This is a genomic window from Leptospira wolffii serovar Khorat str. Khorat-H2, from assembly GCF_000306115.2.
Lineage (GTDB): Bacteria > Spirochaetota > Leptospiria > Leptospirales > Leptospiraceae > Leptospira_B > Leptospira_B wolffii.
On the sequence record NZ_AKWX02000007.1, the window covers coordinates 174308 to 196060 of the forward strand.

At 46.2% G+C, this 21753-nt stretch carries 23 protein-coding genes; 16 read left to right on the forward strand and 7 right to left on the reverse strand.

All coding sequences use genetic code 11. The features are described 5' to 3' along the window. The first annotated feature begins 35 nt into the window (after positions 1-35). Positions 36-2678, forward strand: coding sequence for a SpoIIE family protein phosphatase (locus LEP1GSC061_RS05065; protein WP_016545099.1), 2643 nt, complete (start codon positions 36-38; stop codon positions 2676-2678). On the opposite strand, the gene LEP1GSC061_RS05070 is transcribed toward LEP1GSC061_RS05065, so the two are convergent. The 7 genes from LEP1GSC061_RS05070 to LEP1GSC061_RS05100 all read right to left on the reverse strand — a co-directional run bounded on the left by LEP1GSC061_RS05070 (position 2662) and on the right by LEP1GSC061_RS05100 (position 10425). Further along, positions 2662-4242, reverse strand: a complete 1581-nt coding sequence (locus LEP1GSC061_RS05070) for a HEAT repeat domain-containing protein (protein WP_016544995.1) — start codon at positions 4240-4242, stop codon at positions 2662-2664. The genes LEP1GSC061_RS05065 and LEP1GSC061_RS05070 overlap by 17 nt on opposite strands. Positions 4243-4259: 17 nt before the next feature. Next, on the reverse strand, positions 4260-4940 hold the full coding sequence (locus LEP1GSC061_RS05075; protein WP_016544315.1) for a hypothetical protein: 681 nt from the start codon (positions 4938-4940) through the stop codon (positions 4260-4262). An 88-nt stretch (positions 4941-5028) separates the two neighbouring features. After that, positions 5029-6303, reverse strand: coding sequence for a hypothetical protein (locus LEP1GSC061_RS05080; protein ID WP_016544533.1), 1275 nt, complete (start codon positions 6301-6303; stop codon positions 5029-5031). A gap of 295 nt (positions 6304-6598) precedes the next feature. After that, positions 6599-7174, reverse strand: a complete 576-nt coding sequence (locus tag LEP1GSC061_RS05085; protein WP_156844500.1) for a hypothetical protein — start codon at positions 7172-7174, stop codon at positions 6599-6601. A gap of 43 nt (positions 7175-7217) precedes the next feature. Further along, the gene (locus LEP1GSC061_RS05090) at positions 7218-7457 is read right to left on the reverse strand and encodes a hypothetical protein (RefSeq protein WP_016544826.1); all 240 of its coding nucleotides are present in this window, start codon (positions 7455-7457) and stop codon (positions 7218-7220) included. A 17-nt stretch (positions 7458-7474) separates the two neighbouring features. Next, positions 7475-9712: a hypothetical protein gene (locus LEP1GSC061_RS05095; RefSeq protein WP_016544703.1), complete on the reverse strand. Its 2238-nt coding sequence runs from the start codon at positions 9710-9712 to the stop codon at positions 7475-7477. Positions 9713-10014: 302 nt separating this feature from the next. Beyond that, the gene (locus tag LEP1GSC061_RS05100; protein ID WP_016544225.1) at positions 10015-10425 is read right to left on the reverse strand and encodes a hypothetical protein; all 411 of its coding nucleotides are present in this window, start codon (positions 10423-10425) and stop codon (positions 10015-10017) included. Positions 10426-10838: 413 nt separating this feature from the next. On the opposite strand from LEP1GSC061_RS05100, the gene LEP1GSC061_RS05105 reads away from it, so the two are divergent. From LEP1GSC061_RS05105 to LEP1GSC061_RS05175, 15 genes are all read left to right on the forward strand, one after another. Beyond that, positions 10839-12017 (forward strand): MFS transporter, encoded by a 1179-nt coding sequence (locus LEP1GSC061_RS05105; RefSeq protein ID WP_016544382.1) that lies wholly within the window; start codon positions 10839-10841, stop codon positions 12015-12017. A 432-nt stretch (positions 12018-12449) separates the two neighbouring features. Continuing rightward, positions 12450-13334 (forward strand): 4-hydroxy-tetrahydrodipicolinate synthase, encoded by an 885-nt coding sequence (gene dapA / locus LEP1GSC061_RS05110; protein WP_016544637.1) that lies wholly within the window; start codon positions 12450-12452, stop codon positions 13332-13334. A 10-nt stretch (positions 13335-13344) separates the two neighbouring features. Beyond that, entirely contained in the window at positions 13345-14151 is an 807-nt protein-coding gene (gene dapB, locus LEP1GSC061_RS05115) for a 4-hydroxy-tetrahydrodipicolinate reductase (RefSeq protein WP_016544748.1), read from the forward strand. A gap of 10 nt (positions 14152-14161) precedes the next feature. After that, a complete protein-coding gene (gene cdaA, locus LEP1GSC061_RS05120) occupies positions 14162-14986 on the forward strand; it encodes a diadenylate cyclase CdaA (protein ID WP_016544629.1) in 825 nt (274 codons plus the stop codon). Continuing rightward, positions 14979-16037, forward strand: a complete 1059-nt coding sequence (locus tag LEP1GSC061_RS05125) for a CdaR family protein (protein WP_016544494.1) — start codon at positions 14979-14981, stop codon at positions 16035-16037. Before cdaA ends, LEP1GSC061_RS05125 begins: the two co-directional genes overlap by 8 nt. Next, positions 16034-16414 (forward strand): holo-ACP synthase, encoded by a 381-nt coding sequence (gene acpS, locus LEP1GSC061_RS05130; protein ID WP_016544667.1) that lies wholly within the window; start codon positions 16034-16036, stop codon positions 16412-16414. Before LEP1GSC061_RS05125 ends, acpS begins: the two co-directional genes overlap by 4 nt. A 5-nt stretch (positions 16415-16419) precedes the next feature. Next, the gene (locus LEP1GSC061_RS05135) at positions 16420-16641 is read left to right on the forward strand and encodes a tetratricopeptide repeat protein (protein ID WP_016544217.1); all 222 of its coding nucleotides are present in this window, start codon (positions 16420-16422) and stop codon (positions 16639-16641) included. Positions 16642-16650: 9 nt separating this feature from the next. Continuing rightward, the gene (locus LEP1GSC061_RS05140) at positions 16651-17034 is read left to right on the forward strand and encodes a bactofilin family protein (RefSeq protein ID WP_016544932.1); all 384 of its coding nucleotides are present in this window, start codon (positions 16651-16653) and stop codon (positions 17032-17034) included. Between the two features lie 22 nt (positions 17035-17056). Next, positions 17057-17317: a hypothetical protein gene (locus LEP1GSC061_RS05145; protein ID WP_052006495.1), complete on the forward strand. Its 261-nt coding sequence runs from the start codon at positions 17057-17059 to the stop codon at positions 17315-17317. A 7-nt stretch (positions 17318-17324) separates the two neighbouring features. Beyond that, positions 17325-18200 carry a 30S ribosomal protein S2 gene (gene rpsB, locus LEP1GSC061_RS05150; protein ID WP_016544742.1) on the forward strand — a complete coding sequence of 292 codons (876 nt, stop codon included), beginning with the start codon at positions 17325-17327 and terminating at the stop codon, positions 18198-18200. Between the two features lie 11 nt (positions 18201-18211). Then, positions 18212-18811 (forward strand): translation elongation factor Ts, encoded by a 600-nt coding sequence (gene tsf, locus LEP1GSC061_RS05155; RefSeq protein ID WP_016544466.1) that lies wholly within the window; start codon positions 18212-18214, stop codon positions 18809-18811. A 3-nt stretch (positions 18812-18814) separates the two neighbouring features. Next, positions 18815-19570, forward strand: coding sequence for a UMP kinase (pyrH, locus tag LEP1GSC061_RS05160; protein ID WP_040508075.1), 756 nt, complete (start codon positions 18815-18817; stop codon positions 19568-19570). Next, positions 19560-20114, forward strand: coding sequence for a ribosome recycling factor (gene frr, locus LEP1GSC061_RS05165; protein WP_016544665.1), 555 nt, complete (start codon positions 19560-19562; stop codon positions 20112-20114). The genes pyrH and frr overlap by 11 nt, the downstream gene beginning before the upstream one ends. Before the next feature lies 1 nt (position 20115). Continuing rightward, the gene (locus LEP1GSC061_RS05170; RefSeq protein WP_016544990.1) at positions 20116-20841 is read left to right on the forward strand and encodes an isoprenyl transferase; all 726 of its coding nucleotides are present in this window, start codon (positions 20116-20118) and stop codon (positions 20839-20841) included. Then, positions 20834-21748, forward strand: coding sequence for a phosphatidate cytidylyltransferase (locus LEP1GSC061_RS05175; RefSeq protein WP_016544355.1), 915 nt, complete (start codon positions 20834-20836; stop codon positions 21746-21748). The genes LEP1GSC061_RS05170 and LEP1GSC061_RS05175 overlap by 8 nt, the downstream gene beginning before the upstream one ends. Positions 21749-21753: the final 5 nt, after the last annotated feature.

Below are 21753 nucleotides of genomic sequence, written 5' to 3' on the forward strand. Positions count from 1 at the left end.
AAAACCGAACGGCGTTCTTTTAAAAAGAAATCGCCATGCTAAAAATAATCTTACTTAAGGGGTCCTCGATGTTCGGTCGTCTCGGAAAGTTTTCCGCTCCTTTTATCCTTCCAAGAATTTGTTCATGGAGTTTTGTCTCTCGAACAATTTTATACCTTCTTATTCTCTTTCTAATCCCATTTCCGATTTTTTCGGAGAATATTCAAAAAATAGAATCTTTCGATCGGATCGTGAGCTTGGATTCGGATTCGAATCATTCTTGGGAACTTTCCGAGGAAAAACTAAATCCAAAAGAGTATTCCGATAGATTTCTGGAAGGAGAAGCGAATTCGATAAAAACGGAGGCCTACGAGGTCCCGGGTGTGCATCTTGCCACTTCGGAATCCGTGGAAAAGGTGTATCTCATTAAGAAATTCGTCGCTCCCGAAACATGGAAGGCGGCAGGTCTATCCGTTCGTCTGGGCACTCTTAGCGATAAGGATAGAACCTATCTAAACGGAGTTCTAATCGGCGAGACTGGGGATATGAACTCCTCGTTGCCTCAGGCATATGATAAAATTCGGATCTATCCGATTTCCCCTTCTTTGATTCGGAAGGGTAAAGAGAATATACTGATCGTGGAAGTGAAAAAGTTCTTTCATCCCGAAGTGGGGATAGAACAGGATCGGACGGAAATCGGCGACACCGAATTGATACGAAAGGATTATTACGGTACGGAATATTCGAAAATCGCACTTTTGATGATCTACCTGACCGTAGGAGGGTATTTCCTATTCTTATTCCTGAGAAGAAGAACGGATACCGAGAACCTTTATTTCGGACTATTTACGATATTTCTAGTTCTTTATCAATTTTTAAGAAACCAATTAAAATACGAGCTGGGAATTCCGTTCTTATACATGAAAAAGACGGAATATATTATCCTGACGGCTCTGATTCCGATCTTCGCAAATTTTATCAGATCGTATTTTAAGTTTCCTAGAGGGAGATTCGTCAACCTTTTGGATGGAATCTACGCCGTTTTTGTTCTTCTTTATGTATTTTCAAACGATGTGATATTTTATGATAAGCTCAATAATTCGGTCGTGCAATACGGGTGGGCCACGTATGTAGCGCTCATATTTAATTATCTCGTTCGAAAGATCCGTAATAAGGACAGAGATGCGATTCTGATCCTATTCGGAGTATCCATAGTGGTTCTTTCGGCGCTCTTGGATACGTTGTCCACTCGAAATATTTTGGTACTTCCTAGGACCGTTGGGTATACTTTCTTTTTCTTTATTATCAGTATCGCCACGATCCTGGCTAACAAATTCGTCCGTCTGAACGAGCAGGTGGAGGAATTGAACGAACATCTGGAAAACAAGGTGGAAGAGAGAACCAAGGAGCTAAATGAATCTTTGGAAAACCTGAATCGTTTGAAAACGCAACAGGATGGGGATTATTTTCTCACTTCTCTTCTTATCCAACCGTTGTTTACAAATAAAAGTTCGAGCTCATACCTTAGCGTGGATTTCTTTTCCAAACAGAAAAAATCCATACGATTCAAGCAAAAGAATTACGAGATCGGAGGAGACATCAGTATCTCCGGAAATATCTCCATTGGGGGAGATATGTATACCGTATTCGTGAACGGAGACGCGATGGGAAAATCCATCCAGGGAGCGGGGGGCGCCTTGGTAATGGGGACCGTTTTCCAATCCATCCTAAGTAGGACCAATCGAAATGGTGGATATTCCAGATCTCCCGAGTCCTGGTTGAGAGAATCCTTTTTAGAATTGCAGAGTATTTTCGAATCTTTCGACGGCTCCATGTATATTTCCACCGTCATCGGATTGCTGAACGAAAAGACTGGTGGATTATTCTATATTAACGCGGAGCATCCCTGGCCCGTACTTTATCGGGACGGTAAGGCCGATTTTATGGATAGCGAATTGACTCTCAGGAAGATAGGGATTCCGGGAAATGAGGAGAGCTTTAACGTTAAATTCTTCCAATTGAAAAAGGGAGACATTTTAATTTTGGGCTCGGACGGTAAGGACGATATCCTAATCGGAAACGACGAACGGGGAAGAATTGTGAACGAAGACGAAAGTCGATTCCTAAGAACGGTGGAAGCGGCGGACGGAGTTTTGAAGAAAATCTACGATGAAACGGTTCAATTCGGGGAATTAACGGACGATTTCACGTTAGTCAGATTGGAATATCTGGCGGAGCCCCAAGCCAAAAATTCCTCCTTGCGGGAGGTTTTGGACAAGGCGCGGGATTTATACAAGAATAAATCCTACGAATTCGTAAAGACCTATCTGCAGGGATTTTCGAGCGTTTTCTCGGAGGAAGAGGAGTTCCTACTCATGTTGGGGAAATCCTATTTGAAACTTAAGGATTATCCTTCCGCATCGAGGACGTTCGAACGTGCGGCCGGTTTAAAACCGAAACGTTTGGAATTGCAATATTATGCGTCTTATTCTTACAAATTAAATAAGGATTTCCTAAAGGCGGAACATTTCGGAAAAAACGCCTTCGATCTGGACAGCCGCCTTTTGCCGAATCTAATCAATCTGGCGGATATTTATAAAAGCCTAAATCTCAACGAAGAAGCGAAGCGTTTCGTTAGGAAAGCGGAAGAAATCGATCCGAACCATCCGGGGCTTCTAAGACTCAAGGATGTTTTTTAGAATTACTTAATGTATACCAATTGATCCATTCGTTCTTCGAGGAATATTTCAAGCCGGTCACGGATTTCAAGGCGGATAGAATCAATTTCCTATTCCTGGAAGGATTTTCTTCCTGAAGGAGCCTGATCAATAACGGGACGCTAACCCGGTCCTTTCTCGCGCTCAATTGGGAAACCGCCACTTGGTGCAGGTTCGGATTATCGCTTTCCGCGTATTTTTCCAAAATCGATCTAGCTTCGTCGCCCGGAATAGAGGCGATTGCGGATAATGTCACGGAAGCCAAATCCGGAAAGTCCTGGGTCTTTTTATCCAAAAGAGAAAGGGATTTAGGGGAAGCGATCATCCCCAAACTTTCGGAAGCGATCTTGGATAGTTTTCTGTCTTGGGAAAGGCATGCTTCTTCCACATACGGTAAGGCATCTTCCGAGCCAATTGCGCCTAAGGCCCAAACCGCTCCGTATTTCGCTTCTCCCGGATCTTCCCTTAGGACTTTTGCGAGTATGGGAATGCTTCTTTTATCCCCTAAATAGCCCAAGGCCTGGGCTACGATTTCTCTGTCAGGAACATTCGAGTCGGTTATGATTTTCTCCATCTTCTCCCTTGCGGACAGATACTTGAGTCTTCCGAGTACATGGGAGGCGGGCGCCTTGGAAGAAGGGGAGCCTTTTTCTAAGACTTCCATAATCTTAGGTAGGAAGGAGGTGTCCGAAACTCCGATCAGGACGTCGGCGGCCCTGTATCTTACTTCTCGGTTCGGATGTTCTAAGATCGGTAGAACGAGTGGAAGAGATTTAGGATCCTTGATTTCCACCAGTGCGAGCGTGGAATTTTCCCTGCCTTTCTCGAAATCCGCCTGTAGAGCTTTTACCAATACGGGAACGGCGTTCTTACTTCCGATTTTTCCGAGCGCCAAATATGAGGCCGCCAGAGTAGGGCCCGGTTCCGAATTTCTAGCCAAATCCAAAAGATAACTCTCGGACTCTCTAATATTCAGTTTTCCTAATGCCATCGCGTAGGTTTTCGCTTTTTCCGGATCCGAGTTCGATTTAGCCGCGGATAAGATCGCCTTTCCGGAGCTTTTTGCTCCGATTCGAACCAGGGTGTCTACTGCGAGTAAGCGCAGAGTGGCGTCCTTGCCGTCCAGAAGGGAGGCCACCCTATCTCCTGCGCTTGGGTCTTCCATTCGAGCTATGGATTCGAGTACGGTTCCCGGGTCGATTCCTGAGTCGGGTTTTAGAAAATCTAGGATTCGGGAAAGGGATGCTCTGTCTTTCCATATTCCTAAGGCAAGGATTGCGGGGGCTCTGGTAAGTTCCTCGCTTCCGGGCTTCATCCAATCTCTTGCGAGTGGAATGTGCTTCCTTTCGTCCCTTCTTGCGAGCTCTAAAATCGCTTGGGCCCGTAATCTGGGGTTCTTATCCTGTAGATCCTTTTCCAATTGCGCTATGCTCGGAGGCGCTTCCTCCGGAGTTTCAGGCAGCAATTCGGGTCGGGGAGGCCCGGAACAGAAGGATAGGAATAAACAAAGAATAAAGGGAAGGTATTTTATAAAAAAATTATACATGAACTATCTCTTAAGAATCAAGGAACGGATTCGGAAACTTGGCGCAATTGTTGTAATTCTTTTTGCCAGGAGGAAATATCCGAATTGGCTTGGGGAATTTGGGAAGCGTCCATTCTTCCCTGTTGGATCGCGTATTGCACAAGTTGGATCCTGGATTCCAATTCGGAAATTTTATAGGAGAAGTAAGCTTTTTGTTCCTCAGGACTTACGTTAGGATCGTTCGGGCGGCCCGGAACCGAGCCGGGTTGAGCGTATCGTCCCGCATTTCTGGACAATGCGAATTTAGCCTCGGCCGAGGAAAACTTGTCCAATTGTTCTCTGGCTTTCTTTTCGTCCTCTGCCGTCTGCGGTGGACGAAATTCTTGGGGTATATAGATATTATGCGGGAAACGAAGGGCGAATTCGACCCATTCTTCTCGAATTTTCTCCTTTTCTTCCTTGGATTTCTTTTCTCGGAATGCGGAAGGCCAAAGACGTTTTGCGTGACCTTCTAGATCCGGATCTTCTTCGAAGGGATGCGGTGCGTCCGGAAATTCAATCGTTTCCGAACCGTATTTTCTTTGAACCGCTTCGGTGGCTTCTTCTCCGAGACTTGCGGATCCTTTCTCGGCTTCCGTCCTGAGAAAAAGGATGATTATGGTAAGAATAAGAAGAATACCCACTAAAAACCAGGGCCAAAATTTGGAGATAAAGCGCATGATAGGAAACAAGGGAAGAATATTAGAAAATTAAAATATATTCGATCCCCGTTCCTAAGGTTTCGGAACGGGGAGTTTTAAGAAAGGGTTAAACGAAAATTCCGATTACCCAGGAAATGAACTGGCCGAACAAGGTGTCCGTCAGGAATTTTTTCAGGTCGATAGGATTACGATTCAAGGAATCGTAATACCAGGCGGTATATTCGCTAACCTGAGGAATGGAATATCCGTATTTGGAATTGATCGCCTTGATCAGCTCGTTTGCAAAGACCGAATGACCGTACATATTAGGATGCACTCCGTCCAGACCGAAAATTCCGGGTTGGCCTGGTAGAGGCCAATTGGCCTTCGCATAACCTGGGCTATATCCGGATGGACTTTGGATCAATCTGCCGTTCTCTTTCAAGTCGTCGAAAAGCACTTTTAGATCCGCCAGAGCGAATCCCATGGCGACCGCTTGCGACTTCACTTCGTTATTTAGAGAAGTCAAGAAGTTGGTGATAGTGGCTACTTCGTTCTTATCAAGAACTTGGGAAGGATCCGAAACAGAAGAACGAAAGAACGCCTTCAAGCCGGAGTAATTGGCTCTTCCTTGAGGATCGCTATAATTTTCCAAAAACGCGATTGCGGTCACGTTGGGAACGGTGAATAAAACTCCGCCCTTGATGGATCCGATTGCGGCCATTTTGGACATGGTGCTTCGAATATCGTTTAGGAATCTGGTTTGGTCCAAACAATCCGTAGAGGTACTCAATGCGGTGCAAAGAACATGGTTGGCTGCTGCGGTTCCGAATAAGAAAGTAGGCCTAACCGATTGCATGACCTGTAATTGGGTCCCGGAATTACGCAGGCCGAATTGGTGGAATTTGTCCGGAGATTGGCAATCGGGGACTTGGACCCAGCGATAAGTATACCAGTACCAGGTCGCCCAATACCATTCTTTGGCCCAGGTGGTGGCGTTGATATTCTCACATTGGCCGGAAGTCTGTAAAACGGTGGTGTAATCCGCACCGGTGATTCCCGCATGTGTAGGAAGTCCTACGGTCGCTCCGTTGCCCCCGATGATCGAGGAGGCGATACAGAATACTCCGCAATCTCCTTTTAGTACATCCTCTAAGTTTATGTAAGGTCCTTTTAAGACATTATAGGTTACGTTGGAGCCGGCTTGCTTGGAAACCAAAACCGGGTAGGCCCAGTTTTGGGTCTTTTCTTCTACGGTAGCTCCGTAAAATCCTTGGCTTAAGGAATCGCCGATCACTCCCGGTCTTGCAAACATTTGCGCTTGGCTTTGGGCCGATATTGCAGAAGCCGATACGATTAAGAAAAATCCGCAGAGGATCTTCCAGAGGTTTTTATCTTTCATTTTTAAATTCACTCCGATCTCTAGAAAGAGATCTCACTATTCTCTTCGAGCCATACTTTGAAAACGCGTTCCACAAAGTCAATTTCCAAAACGATTCCGATTTTTTCTATATTGAACATTTGTAATGTTACAATGAAGAGGGAATGAATCCGAACATTGTTCGGAACTCATCAGAGTGTATCCATTGATATATGATAATATTTTTATAATATTTCTAAAGGCATTCGCATAATGTCCTTTAGGGGATGAAAAAGCTGTATTCTTTTCGAACAGTGTTCGTTTATAGAAAATCGCTTTAGTCGGAATAGAGTTCTTTCAGTTGAGCGGATCTTTCTTTTACGAATTCATAAGAAGGATCCGAATTCGTTTTTAGCGCCTCCATTCTACGTTTGGACTCTTTTAGATTTTTTTCCTGGAAGTCCCTGGATTTTGCAAGAGATCCCCGGATTTGTTCTTTAGCGGATTCTGGAAATTCCGGATCGCTTAAGAATTTTTGAAAGTTCTCCGCATATTTAACATTTGCGGATTCCATTTCTTCTATCAGTTTTTCCGATTTGTATAAATCGTAGAATTCTCGGATTTGGAAATGAAGAATGGCGAATTCGCCATAAGAAGAGAATCCATTCTTCTTTAATATTTTTTCCCATGAGATTCCGTTCGCCGATGGAGGAAGTTTATACACCAATCTGGGATCCGGAGTGAAGAAATGCGATACGGAAATCGGATCCGATGCTTTCAATTCTTGGAATGCGATAATATAAGCCTCTAATTTTTCTTTTTCGAACCGGGGAGGTCGGATCAGGGAGCAAGCCAGGAATTCGAGGCCCGACAGAAGGAATAATATTGTTATTTTAGAATATATTATCCGCATATGCGCTCCTTTTTTGGATTTCATTTTTTTGTGTAAGTCTTTTTTAGAATACCGCGTTCACTTCCATGCTCTCGCAGGATTGGAATAATAAACCGGCCTGCAATAATAGATCCTCACATTTTTTGCCTGGAGAATCCTCTTGGCATAAAGCGTAGAATTGAATCAAGCCGGCCACGTTATTGCGACAATAGTCCCTTCTTGCGATTTGATCTTGTCTTTCTCCGCAATGTAGAGACAGAGAGATAAAGAATAGGAAGAGACAGATTTTACGAAATGTGAGCATAGAAAATTTTCTCCCGATTACCATTCGATCCAGATTTCCTTAGTTTGTGTGGTCCCTACGTTGGTAGCGGCTTGTAAATTCACGCTTGCGTTTCCGTGCAGAGCAAAAATCGTCCAGCCTACGATTGCACGGAATCGGAGGGGAGAAATAGGAAAAGCGACCGTATTTCTGGTGCCTGTGATTAGCCAAGGAGCCGGTTGGGGAGGAACACAATTCGGATCCATAGAATAGACTTGGAATTCCATTTCTATGGTTCCATAAAGAGGAATGCCTGCAAACCAACCGTTTACGACGACTCGGGTAGGAGCTCCTACTGCGCCGATATCCGGCGCTGCCGCCATCGATCCTGGATAAGAAACGAGAAGATGTATGCTAGTAGAATTTTCGTCTTCGTCCGTGAGTTTGAATCGAACGGAATCCTCCCACCACCATTGTCCCCAGAATTTTCCTTTATATAGAAATTTGTTTTTTGTCCCAGTGGAGAATACGATTCCGTTTCCGGAACTCGGCTGGGATTCCAGTTCGATGCGAACCGTATCTCTTTTTCCGTAGGGATCTTCCCATTCTATCCGTATCGGAACCTCAGCATTGGAAGCCAGGGTGCAGGTATTGTGGATGACCGGAGTTTCTTGGATGGCGTATCCGATCGGAGGTAGTTTATAGCTGGGAGGAATTTCCCAATTCGGAACGCTCAGATCCGGAATATAGGCAGGTTGCTCGTTTTGGGTCACGCCGAAGAAATGATTGGGTTTGGATATATAGAATAAATTATGTAAGAGTAAAAAATCTAATCCATGACTTTGTGTTACGTATCCGGTCGGAATTTTATCATGATCTTCTTTCCTTCGGATGAATCGATTTTCGGAACTCCATCCTCCTTGGAATCCTATCGTTCCGGTACCCGACCAAGGAACCGATTCCAAAAGAGAAAGAATTTTGGCTTCTAAGCCCGCTGAAATCTGATTTTCAGGATGCAAGACGGCGTTCAAGAGAGGATATAGATAAAAATCGTGTTGAGCAGCCTGGGTCATTAAAACATCCGGGGTGATCTCTCCCCAAGAGTTTCCGATAGCGGCTAAGCCCATAGTCATGTGAGAATTATCCGGAGTGCTCATGGCTCCGACTTCGGAAAGTGCGGACCAACTTACAATTTGGGCCGGAGAAACATACCAATCCTTATCGGTGATCCATTTTCCTGCCTGCTGGAATCCCATTGCAAAGAAGCGAGCATCCTGACCTCGAGTCACGAGTCCTATATGATCCGGATCCAATGGATGGAACGGATCGAACCAGCCAATGCAAGCCGGACAGGATCCGAACCAATTGACCTTGGGGGAGACAGGATTTTCGATCATCCAGGAAAGGGAAGTGCTACCGATCGGAACTCCGAAAAGTTCCAGAGAAACCTTTCTGGAATCATAAACATAATCCACGAGTTTTCTGGCATAACTCCTGGCCTGGTTTTTAAAATTCATTCCTTGGTAAGTATAATTTTCCGGAACCAAATGCTTGATGATGGAAAGTCCTAGAAGAAGATGAACGACCTGGTCCTGACTCATCTCCCGATTATAAGGAGGTGTAGGATATCTTTCGTTGCCATACCAATTCTCGGAATCGGATTCTCCGCCGTTCAACCGGAGTTGTTCCATTACTCGAACAGTCATATCGTCTCTGATGAAAAATCCGGGAGTATCCGGCCAACGGTATCCTTCCGTTCCGGGAAACTTGGATAAATAAATAGGATGGAATTCCCAAATACTCTGTTCTCCGAAGCGATCCAATCTTTCTAGGGCGATAAATGCGCAGAATAATTCTCTCATTGCATTCTGGAGATCTGTCGCTTCTCCAAAACTCGGATAGGAATCGGAGCGTGAGAGAAGATGCAATTCCGATCCCAAAACTCCCAAGTACCATCCCAATTTGATCGTAGAATCTCCCCATTTACCGATTCTCAGATCCCCCAAAATTTTCACTTCTTCCATGGGGAGACAACCCCCCTTTTCGGTAGAGAAGAGCAGGAAATCGTTTCGGAGACGGTTTCGTAGATTCCAGTACTTCTTTACGTTTTGGTTGGCTTGTGTTCCGGAAAATTCCTGACCGGGCACTTGAGAATAAGGGAATTTCTGGGAAGTGAAATCCAAGGATTGCCAGACTTGGGAAGCCCAAGAGAAAATTCCCGAGTCGCTTTGCGCGTAGAGAACGTTTCCGGAAAGTACAGTGCAAACAAAGATGAGAATAGGAATTCTGATTCGCATTAGGATCCTCGTGGGTATAGTATCCTAAAATGGGATAATGGAAAAGTGCGGATTTTGTCAACTCGCATTCTTGGAGAATGAGCGGAATATGTATTTCTAAATTATAATATTTAGGTGGTTTCGTGTATCGTATCGGATGGAAAGTTGGCTATACTGGAGAATTTACCTTCATAATAAGCAGTATAGAGGCCACAAATGCGATTTTGGAATAAAATTTCATAATCTTCTAAAATAGATTAGAAGAAGAGATAGAAAGGTAGAATCTCTAAAAAAGAGGAAATTCGGGAAAGGAGGATCTTTTTTCAGTCCGGCTTGCAATCCACTTCGAATCGAGTGAGTGTGTGGCCTCCAATGAGAATGCAATTGCTGGATACGGATGCGGTATATCTCAGGTTCGTATTAACGGTGCGGGTAAGTGTACAAGAGGGAGGATCTGCGGGAAGATGGGAGGCAGACATGAACAAATCCAGATCTCCGTTTTCCGGAAATAGATAAGGAGAAGTGCTGGGAACGGTCCCGATCTTAAGATAGTAGCCTCCGGCAAAAATATCCGTGGGCAGATTGATCCGTATTCCTTTGCCCGAAGAGTTATCCGCATCGCAAGAAACCACAGGTATATTGTCCCGATTGAACCCGTCGAAGGAGAGATTCGCCAGATTGGTTCCCGATGGGCCTAGGTCGGCTACTACGGTCTCGAAGAGTAGAGAGCTCATATCTTTTTCCGGACCTCTTGAACATGCGTTCAGAATAAGTAATGCAATCGTAATCGAGTAGGCGGTGGATTTCATCCCTATATTAACAAATTAGGATTTTCGAATTGCTTTCTTTTTCGGCTAAAAATAAGAAAAGCCGACTCGATCCGAGCGATGAATGATTGAGATTCCTCAATCTACTTGAGCCTCGGTATTATCGGATTTCGGAATTCCGACGTTTAGGAGCAGGGGAGTTTCAGGATTTCTTTCTCCGTATTTTGGATAACGTAAGGCGGAGTTTTCGAGCGAAAGGAGCCGAGAGGAGTGAAAGAATGTCCCGACTGGAACGCGGGATCCTCGTTGAATTTTGAAAAAGCCTCCGGAATGGAGCGAATTCGGATTGCCTGGAAAAGCGGGGACGGAGTCTATACAGAGTGATTTTATTCTATTATATCTCCTCCATTTTGGGGCTTTTGGCCGGGAATATGTTCAATTATACGGCTATTATCCTCGCCCAAAGCATTTCACCTTCTGATACTTTTTCCGGTTGGGTATTCTTTTGCGTTTGCGCGCCCCTGCTTTTCTTGAGTTTTACTGCCGGAAGATTTTTGGATAAATATTCCCGAAAATGGGTATTGGCGGGGGCCCAATTGTCCATGGCTTTCGGATCCGGGTTCGCCGCATTGGGGCTGGAGTTCGGATGGATCGGTCCCGAATCTCCCTATCCGCTTCTAGTTTCATCCGTGCTTTCCGGCATAGGTCTTACTTTCGTGATGCCTGGTAGATTTGCGATACTCGGAGATTTGGTGGACCATTCTAAAATAGGAAAGCATAGCGTTTGGTTGAACACTCTTGTACTCTTCGGTTACGGATTGGCGCCCCTCGTCGCAGGATTCTTGCGCCATTCTTTTCCTTTTCCCGTGGTTTTTTTAGGAATCGGTTCCGCCTATCTAACGAGCGTATTTCTTTTACTTTTACTTCCGATTTCGAGCGGAGACAGAAAAACTTCTTCTAGGATCGGACTAAAGGAGACCTGGGAGTATTTGGAGAGATCGGAATTGGTGAAACAGTTCCTACTCATGATGGGAACCGTAGTCTTGTTAGTCGGTCCGGTTCAGGTACTTCTTCCTAAATATGCGAAAGAAATTCTAGGTTTGGGAGAAGCGGAAAGGGGGGCAATCCTGACTTCCTTGGGGATCGGCTTGGTTCTTGGGGGAATGTTGACTTCTTTCCTTCATAGTTTCCGCAGAAAAGGGCATATTCTTTTCGGTGCGGCCCTCGTAAGCAGCCTACTTTTTTCTCTTCTTCCGTTTCTTTCCGACAGCCTTCCTTTTACGGCGGCGCTTCTTTTTGTATTCGGTTTCTTAACGGGAGTGATCATCACTCTTATCCCGGTGGGAATCCAACAACATACGGAAAATCATATACGAGGCAGAATTCTCTCCATGTACAGTCTCGTGTTTTTGATCGTCCCGGCAGTTACCGGAATTCTATCCGGCTTCTTCTCGGACCGGATCGGAATTCCTTCTACTTTCGTGTGGGCGGGTTTTCTGGAAATGGGGGCCTTGATCTATATGAGCTGGAGAATGGACCAGATACGGGAAAGATACTGATCGTATCAGAATGTATCCGGACGGAAGACAAGAATTTCGAAGGATCAAATCGATTCTTCGCTCGGATATCTCATAGTGGAGGGAAAATACTAAGCCCAAATCTATCGGTCTTGTAGGAACTCTTGTGCGGAAACAAACGGGCCCCCGCCCGAGTTAGGGTGGAGGAGGCGGGTTTTGTGGGAGAAGCCTGGGATGTTCTATACCAGAAAAGTTGGATAGATGCAACATGGATCTCGTTTTGACGTGGAATTATGGTTCCAAATAGTCAATATCTCTTTCTTTACAGGGTTACCCGCCTTTTTGAATACCTGAGTGCAGGATTGCAAATAGATCTTACTTTTGATTGCCCGGTCCTTGGTCCGCCATTTGGAAGAAGGAAATGTCCGCGAGAAAGTGTTGCCAAATCGCCCTAGGATCAGGAATTTACATATTATGTTTCGAGGCGTATTTACTGCCATCATCACCCCCTTTAAAAACGGAAAAATCGATTACGATGCGTATTTTTCCCTTCTGGACAAACAGATCCAGGCGGGGGTCAGCGGGGTGGTTCCTGCGGGAACCACGGGAGAATCTCCTACTCTTTCTCATGAAGAACACGCGGAGCTGATCCGCGAAACCGTAAAGCATGTCAAGAAGCGCATTCTAGTCGTAGCGGGAACCGGATCCAATTCTACTCGGGAAGCGGTGGAACTCACACAGGCGGCCTGCAAGGACGGAGTGGACGGGATCCTTCAGGTCAACCCTTACTATAATAAGCCCACGCAAGAAGGACTTTTCCAACACTTCAAAGAAGTGGCGGACCATTCTTCCGTTCCTGTCATGCTCTATAATATTCCGGGCAGAACTTCCGTGAATCTTTTGCCGGAGACGGTGCTTCGCCTTTCCGAGCATCCTAAGATTCGTTCTATGAAAGAAGCCACGGGAGATCTGGGCCAGATGTCCAAATTGATTTCCTTGGTGGACGACAAGTTTACCGTACTTTCCGGAGACGATAATTTGACTCTTCCTCTTCTTGCATTAGGCGGGGCGGGCGTGGTTTCCGTTATCTCCAATATCTTTCCGGGGAGTTTGGTCAAACTCGTAAACTCTTTCCAAAACGGGGATTTGAAAACGGCCCAAAAGATCCATTACGATTTCATTGACTTCTTCTCTCTAGCATTCTTGGAGACCAACCCGATTCCTATCAAGGCGGTCATGCATTGGAACGGTTATTGTTCCGGGGAGATCCGACTTCCTATGACCGTTTTGAGTTCCGGGCCGGGCGCGGATAAACTGAAAAAGACGGTTTCGGATCTATTAGCGAAAGGTTATAATTAAGGAAATCGTTTTGGCAAATAAGAATCGAGTCTCAGTCGTAGGAGCCTCCGGAAGAATGGGGAAGGCGATCATACAAGTGCTTTCCCAATCCAAACTCTCGGAGCTTTCCGCAAGCGTAGTCGGCAAAGGCTCGGTTTATCTGGGAATGGACTCCGGACTCCATTCCGGACTAAAGCAAAACGGAATTCTTTTCACGGAAGATCTTGCCAAAGCGGTTTCGGAATCGGATACAGTGATCGATTTCTCCATTCGGGAAGTTCTTTCCGACGTATTGGACGTATGCGTAAAAGCCGGAAAACCTTTGGTCGTAGGTACTACAGGCTTAATCGAAGAGCACAAGGCTCTCTTGAAGCAGGCGTCTAAAAAGATTCCCATCGTATATTCTCCGAATATGTCCATAGGCGTGAATCTTCTTTTCAAGCTGACCGAGATCGCCGCCAAAGTAATGGGAGATCTGGCGGATATAGAAATCCAGGACATCCATCACAGGCATAAGAAGGATGCTCCCTCCGGAACCGCGGAGAAATTAAAATCGATTCTTCTGGAAACCCTAGGACGCAGCGAGTCAAATGTTATACACGGTCGTCATGGAATTCTTCCCGAAAGGGACCCAAAAGAAATCGGAATCCATACATTGAGAGCCGGAGAGGTGATCGGGGATCATACGGTTTATTTTTTCACTCCCGAAGAAAGGGTGGAGATCTCTCATAAGGCCCAGGATCGCAAGACTTTTGCGGTAGGTTCCGTAAAAGCCGCCGAGTTTCTGGTAGGTAAGAAACCCGAATTGTATGATATGTTCTCGGTATTGGGTCTATAAGGTTTTTTGAATGGACTTTTTGAAAAACATACCGCTTTTTCAAAATGATAAATTCGGGATCAACGTGGTCCTGGATATCCTGATCGTAAGCTTTCTCATTTATCAGTTCTATTCCACTATCCGTAGAACCAGAGGGGTCCAACTTCTACTCGGGATCGGGTTTATTTGGCTTTTGGGAATCTTCGCCCAATTGCTGGAATTCGAACTCTTGGATTGGATCATAGATAATATCCGCCCGGCTCTCGTATTCGCAATCATAGTTCTTCTCCAGCCGGAGCTGCGTAAAATCACGGGAGATATGGCTCGCTTGAAATTCTTCAAGCCGTTCCTATTGAAAACCGTAACGGATTTGGACGAGATCGTGGAAGCTGCCAAGATTATGGCTAAGAATAAGACGGGATCCCTGATCGCGATCGTGAGGGAAAACAGCCTAAAGGATATCGCCGAACAGGCGGTGCAGTTGGATGCGATTCTTTCCACCAGTCTCCTTCTTACCATATTCAAGAAGAATACGGCGCTTCACGACGGAGCGGTTATTATAGAGCAGAACCGAATCGCCTGTGCGGGAGCATTCTTGCCCATGGCCCAAAATCTGGACGATGCCCGCATGGGAGCTCGCCATAGAGCCGCCTTAGGTATCGCTGAAGAATCCGACGCAGTGGTGGTGGTCACCTCGGAGGAGACAGGAGAAATATCAGTTTGCTACGACGGAGAAATGATCCATCCGGTCAAACCGATCGAGCTTAAGAATCTTCTGAATACCATTCTTCAGGAAAAGAAATCCTCCGGAGAAAAGAGACCGGAAATCGAAGAGAAGGAGGACGCGGGTGCTTAAGGCTTTATTGAATAACTGGCAGGCAAAGCTTGCGTCCGTGGCTCTCGCCACCCTCTTTTATTTTAATTTACAGAATTCTAAAATTCTATCCAAAGAAGTGAACGTTAAGATCGAGTATCCCAAACTTTCTTCGGGACTCGTGGTTTCCAAATCCTCCGACCAAACCGTACCTGTGAAAGTGGAAGGGGTTCGGGAATACGTGAACTTCTATTCTCCTTCCTTGAAGGCCTATATTCCCGCGGTGGATTTGCGTCCCGGGGAGAATATAGTAAACGTCACTCGTATCGGAGGCGCTCCCGCCGGCCTAAGGGTGACTCTTCTTAGAAGCTCCGTCAAGGTGATTGTGGAGTCCAATGTGAGCCGCACCGCGGAGCTGGACCAGAAATTCGTCGGAGAACCTCCCAAGGATTATGTGAAGTCTTCCCATTTCATTTCTCCCGCGAATTTAGTCGTGGTAGGAAATCCTTCCCAATTCGAAAAACTGGGAAAATTATCCCTACCTCCGATCTCACTCAAGGATAAGACCAAGACCTTCGTCACAAAATACAAGGTTCCGGATCTTCCTCCGGGACTAAGATACAGGGATAATATCAAAGAAGTCACGGTTACTGTGAATATCATCGCGGATTCTTCCACTCCGGGGGAGAGCATTGTACTCGGGGTTCCTGTCAAATGCGATAATTTGGACAAGAATCTGGAGGCGGAATTCTCCGAGCAGGAAGTCTCCGTGAAATTGCAGTCCAAGACTCCTCTTCGTAGTATCCAAATCATCAAGGGCCTGTCCGCCAGAGTCGTTTGTTCTCATAAATACGATCCCAAGACCAAGAAGATCCTTCCGGACAATAAGCCGGTCATGGCAAAGGTGCGCTTGGATAAGGACAATAAGAGTCTGAAATCCGTGGAGATCCAGGGAGTTTTTCCGGATAGAATTTCCATTCTTTACAGAGTGCGTCCGGATCTGGGCCAAAATGGAGGAAACGGTTCCGACGGTTCCGATGGAAATTCTGATTCCGGATTGGACGAGCCTCTGCCGGAGCCGGAAGAAGAATGAAGATCTCCGTCGGAAACGATATCGTGGAAAATTCCAGAATCCGGGATCTTCTGGACAAGCACGGAGAAAGATTCCTGAAACGGGTTTTTTCCGAAACGGAAATCGATTATTGCTCGGGCAGAAAGGATCCGGTTCCTCATCTAAGCGGAAGATTCTGCGTAAAGGAAGCCTTTATCAAGGCGATCGAGCCGGGAGATAAGGTCTCCTTGGATATGAGGGAAATCGAACTTTTCGGGAAAGATTTCGGAAAAAAAGAATTGGTACTTCACGGAAAATCGAAAGAATTGTTCCTCGAGAAAGGTTATAGCGGCGTCTCCGTTTCCATCAGTCATGCGGAGAATTATTCCACTGCCGTAGTCGTTCTTTATAAGGAATAAGCCCTATGGTCACCGAATCCCTCAAAGAAACTTTGAAATTCTATAACGAAGGTCTCCAGCTCTACAAGAACCGCAAGTTCAAGGAAGCCTGGGAACTGTTCAAAAAGGCCGTGGAAATCACTCCGAACGACGGGCCTTCCAAAAAATACATAGGACGTTGCGAAGCTTTCATCGCGAATCCGCCTCCGGAAGATTGGGACGGCGTATTCGAAATGAAGACGAAATAATCCCCACACATGTCTAAAAAAACCGCTACTGCAGTTAAACCCAATCGTACCGTTACAGAATACGGAACCATAGCCACCGTTCTGGGAAAGGAGACCTCCTTTTCGGGAATTCTGAATTTTAGAAAACCTCTGGAGATCTCCGGAGAATTCCAAGGAGAGATAGAATCCGAAGGATTCCTACTCGTAAGCGAGGGCGCCAAGGTAAGAGCCAATATCAAGGCGGGGATCGTGATCGTGGCCGGGGAAATCACCGGTAACGTAATCGCCACCCAGAGACTGGAAATGCTCCCCAGCGGAAAGGTGAACGGTAATATCAAGACCGCCAAATTGCAGATCGCCGACGGAGTCGTCTTCGAAGGGAACTGTGAAATGATCCTTCCTAATAAGGATTGACCCCTAGGGCAGTCCTGCAACATTGGTATCTACCAGCCCGAAACGACCTATGGATAGGGGAAAAGCGGGAAAAATCGTCTTAGCCGTCTTCCTGGGATACTTGGTGGGGGCAGCAGTCGGTTTCTTAATCGACCGCCCTTTGGGGGGTCCATTCTTCTCCGCCTACCTTCTACAAGAACCGCTTCGGCTGGAACTGTATTTAATTAAAGTCGAAGTACAAGTTACCCCTGCGAGTCTGATTGGACTTGTGGCGACATTGTTCTTCGTACTAAAAAAGGGGTAAACAACTCATGTCAGTAATTTCCATGAAAAATCTTCTGGAAACCGGAGTTCACTTCGGCCACCAGACCAGAAAATGGAATCCGAAAATGGCTCCCTATGTCTTTACGGCAAGAAACGGGATCCATATCATCGATCTTCAGAAAACCGTCCAAAAAGCGAAAGAAGCTTACGACGCTCTGAAGCGTATTACGGGAGAAGGTAAAAAAGTTCTCTTCGTAGGAACTAAGAAGCAAGCCAGAGGAGCCATCGAAAGAGAAGCGCTTCGTTGCAATATGTTCTTCATCAATAACCGTTGGCCGGGCGGACTCTTAACCAACTGGAATACGGTAAAAAAATCCATCGCCCGTCTGAAAAAATTGGAAGGGATGGAAACCGAAAATAGCTTCGAAAAAGAAGTTAAGACCAAAAAAGAAATCCTTTCTCTTCGCCGCGAGCTGGACAAACTCCGCAAGACTCTGGGCGGAATCAAGGACATGAACAGCATTCCTGAAATTCTTTTCGTGATCGATCCTAAGAAGGAAGAGATTGCGGTTAAGGAAGCTCGTAAACTTGGCCTGAAAATTTTCGCAGTAGTCGACACCAACTGCGATCCCGAACTCATCGATTATCCGATTCCGGGTAACGACGACGCGATTCGCGCCATCTCCCTATTCTTGGAAACCATGTCCAATGCAGTCATCGAAGGAACCGGCGGTGTGGTCGAGCAGCCTCGATTCAGCGAGGATCTGGATTCCGAAGCTCTGGCTCTGGAATACCAAGGAGAATACGACGAGAGCGGTAAGTTCATTATGGACGATGATGTGGACAAGCGTAAGAAAGACGACACCACCGCAACCGCTGCAACTGAATCCGTAGCCAGCATCGAAATCGACAAAGCGGAGTAAGGGGAAGGACAATGTCAGCATCTACTACCGACCTGATTAAGGAATTAAGGGACCGCACCGGTGCGGGACTCATGGATTGCAAAAAAGCTCTCCAAGAAAATAATAACGATCTCGATAAGTCCATGGATTGGCTGCGCGAGAAAGGAATCGCGAAGGCCGCTAAGAAAGCCGGAAGAGTGACCAAAGAAGGAAGAACCGTCTCCTATATCCACGGGGACGGAAAAATCGGAGTTCTTTTGGAGCTCAATTCCGAGACCGACTTCGTGGCTCGTAACGAGGCATTCGAGGCTCTCGGAAAGGAGATCTGCCTGCAAATCGCAGCCATGTCCCCTCTCTACGTAAGCGAAGACCAAGTTCCTGCGGAAGACATCGAGCGCGAAAAGAAGGTCATCGAAGCTCAATTGAAAGAAGAAGGCAAAAAACCGGAGCAGATCGAGAAGATCGTTCCAGGTAAGGTTAAGAAGTATTTCTCCGAAGTAGTGCTTCTGAATCAGGCCTTCATTAAGGACAACACCAAGACCGTAGACGATCTGGTAAAAGAAGCCATTTCCAAGTTCGGTGAGAACATCACCGTAGCTCGCTTTACCCGTTATCAGGTAGGCGGTCTGTAAACCTTGGCCCAGCAGGAAACCGCTCAGTACAAGCGAATCCTGATTAAACTCTCCGGCGAAGCTTTGGCCGGAGAGGGTGAGTTTGGGATCGATAGCAATAAGGCCCATTCCTTAGCGGAAGAAATCAAAGAAGTCCATTCTTTAGGTGTTGAAATCGCCCTCGTCGTAGGCGGGGGAAATTTGATCCGAGGCGCGAGTCTCGCAAAGGTGGGAATGGACCAAGCCACCGCGGATTATATGGGGATGCTTGCCACCATCCAAAATGCCCTGGCTCTGCAAGATGCATGCGAGAAGAAGGGCCTATACACAAGAGTCCAATCCGCAATAGATATTCATTCCATAGCGGAGAGTTATATCCGTCGCAGGGCGGTCCGACACCTGGAAAAGAAAAGAATCGTGATCTTTGCAGGCGGTATCGGAAATCCTTATTTTACCACAGACACCGCCGCAAGCTTAAGAGCTGTGGAAGTGGGCTGCGAAGTCATTCTGAAGGCTACGAAAGTGGACGGAGTCTACGACGCCGATCCCAAAAAAGAGCCGAACGCAAAGCGTTATACCCGTATTTCCTTTATGGAATCCATCAAAAGAAGATTGAAGGTCATGGATTCCACCGCGCTTAGCCTCTGCATGGAAAACAATATGTCGATAATCGTATTTGACATTTTTAAGCGAGGCAATTTAAAAGATTTGGTCGTCGGTGGCAAAAAAATCGGCACCCTGATCTCGAACTCGGAGGATATACGGATCGATGGCGAATGAAGAAGCAATCAACGCGATGAAATCCAAGATGGACAAGACCGTGGAACTTCTGAAAAAGGATTTCGCGGGGGTCCGGACCGGTAGAGCCAATCCCGCCCTGGTGGAAGACCTGAGGGTGGATTATTACGGAGCTCCCACTCCTATCAATCAATTGGGAAATATTTCCGCACCGGAGCCGAGACTTCTTGTGATTTCCCCTTTCGACAAAGGAATCATCAAGGATATCGAAAAGGCCATCCAAGCCTCCGGTTTAGGACTCCAACCTACCAACGACGGGGTCGTGGTTCGGATCTCCATTCCCGAATTGACCGGGGAGAGAAGAAAGGAACTCGCAAAGGTAGTCAAAGCCAAGTCCGAGGAGAAAAAGGTAGCCGTCCGTAATATTCGTAGGGACGCACTGGAAGATCTGAAAAAACACGCGGAAGGAATTTCCCAGGACCAACTGAAGACTCTCCAAGACCAGGTGCAAAAAATCACAGACTCTTATATAGATAAAATTTCCGCGGTCACAGCCGAGAAAGAGAAGGAAATCACTACGGTCTAAAGTGGTTTCTTCTAAGAAAAAAACGCCTCGTCATATCGCCGTCATCATGGACGGAAACGGTAGATGGGCGACCTCCAAAGGACTTTCCCGGTCCGAAGGACATAGGGTAGGTGCGGACGCGATCGATCGATTGATGGATGCAAGTCTCGCCGCCGGTCTGGAAGTCGTCTCCCTCTACGCATTCTCCACGGAAAATTGGAAACGTCCCATTACGGAAGTTCGTTCCATATTCAATCTTTTGGTGGAGTTCATAGACACCCGATTGGATAGAATCGCTTCCAAGGAGATTCGAATATTACATTCGGGTTCTAGAAAGCGACTCGGTTCCAAAGTTCTTTCCAAAATCGATTCCGCGATAGAGAAGACTCGCAAGAATCGGAAGCTCACGGTGAATTTCTGTCTGAATTACGGATCTCAGGAAGAATTACTGGCGGCCTTCGGTCGATTGAACGAGGAAAGAATTCGAAATAAGGTCTCCTTGCAAAAGCCGATCTCGGCAAAGGAACTAGAAAAATATTTGTATACGTATCCCCTTCCACCGGTAGATTTATTGATTAGAACCGCAGGGGAGAAGAGATTATCCAATTTCCTTCTCTGGCAATCGGCTTACGCCGAGTTGTTTTTTACGGATACTCTTTGGCCCGAATATTCGGAAAAGGATCTGCAAGAGGCTTTGGATTGGTTCGGAGGAAGGACCCGAAAATTCGGAGGTTTAGAGAATGGGTGAGACCACAAAAAGAATCCTTTCCGCGGCAGTACTCGTAGTCCTCTACTTGTTCATGATATTCTACAGGGATTTTTATTATCTGCAGACCCTGGCGATTTTACTCGTAGCGGGAGTTATCGGGCTGACCGAATTTTACAGACTCGCAGATAGAGGGCAGGACGGACGTCCTTTCAAGGGAACGGGGATCTTCTTCTTCGTGTTGATCGTTCTTTTATATTATTTCCGTTTCGTAGCCTCTCAGAATAAATTCGAACCTCCGATTTTCTTCCAGCAATACTTCAAGGTATTCGTTCCGAATTTCGACGCCGTCCTTTTCGCTTTCGTTCTTTTGTTTTTCTTCAGTTTCTTGCTCCAGATTCTAAGAAGACCCCTGGACGGAGCCATCTTTTCGGTGAGTTCCACGATACTCGGGGTATTCTACGCATCCATACCCCTCGGGCATCTATTGCTATTGTTGGGAATGAACGAAGGAATCTATTACGTTTTCCTTGTATCCGTCGCCACCTTCTTGACCGATGTGGGAGGATATTTCGGGGGTCGTTGGTTCGGAAGAAATCCGGCAGGACTCGCAATCTCTCCTAAGAAAACCTGGGAAGGATACGTTTCCGGAATCATAGTCGCTATTCTCTCCGTATTCTTACTGAATTATCTTTGGGAAAGATTTGCGGGAGTGAAGCCTTTGGTGGGAGGAGCCGAGGTATTCTTGGTCAGTCTTATTCTTTCCATTGTGGGAGTCGTAGGAGATTTACTAGAGTCCGCGATGAAACGCGACGCCAAGGTAAAGGATTCGGGCAATTTGATTCCCGGTCACGGGGGAATTTTGGATAGAGCGGATGCTCTTCTTCTTACCGTGCCTATTCTTTATTTTTATCTACAGATCAAGGCCGCTCTAGGATTTTCAGTCTAATTTCA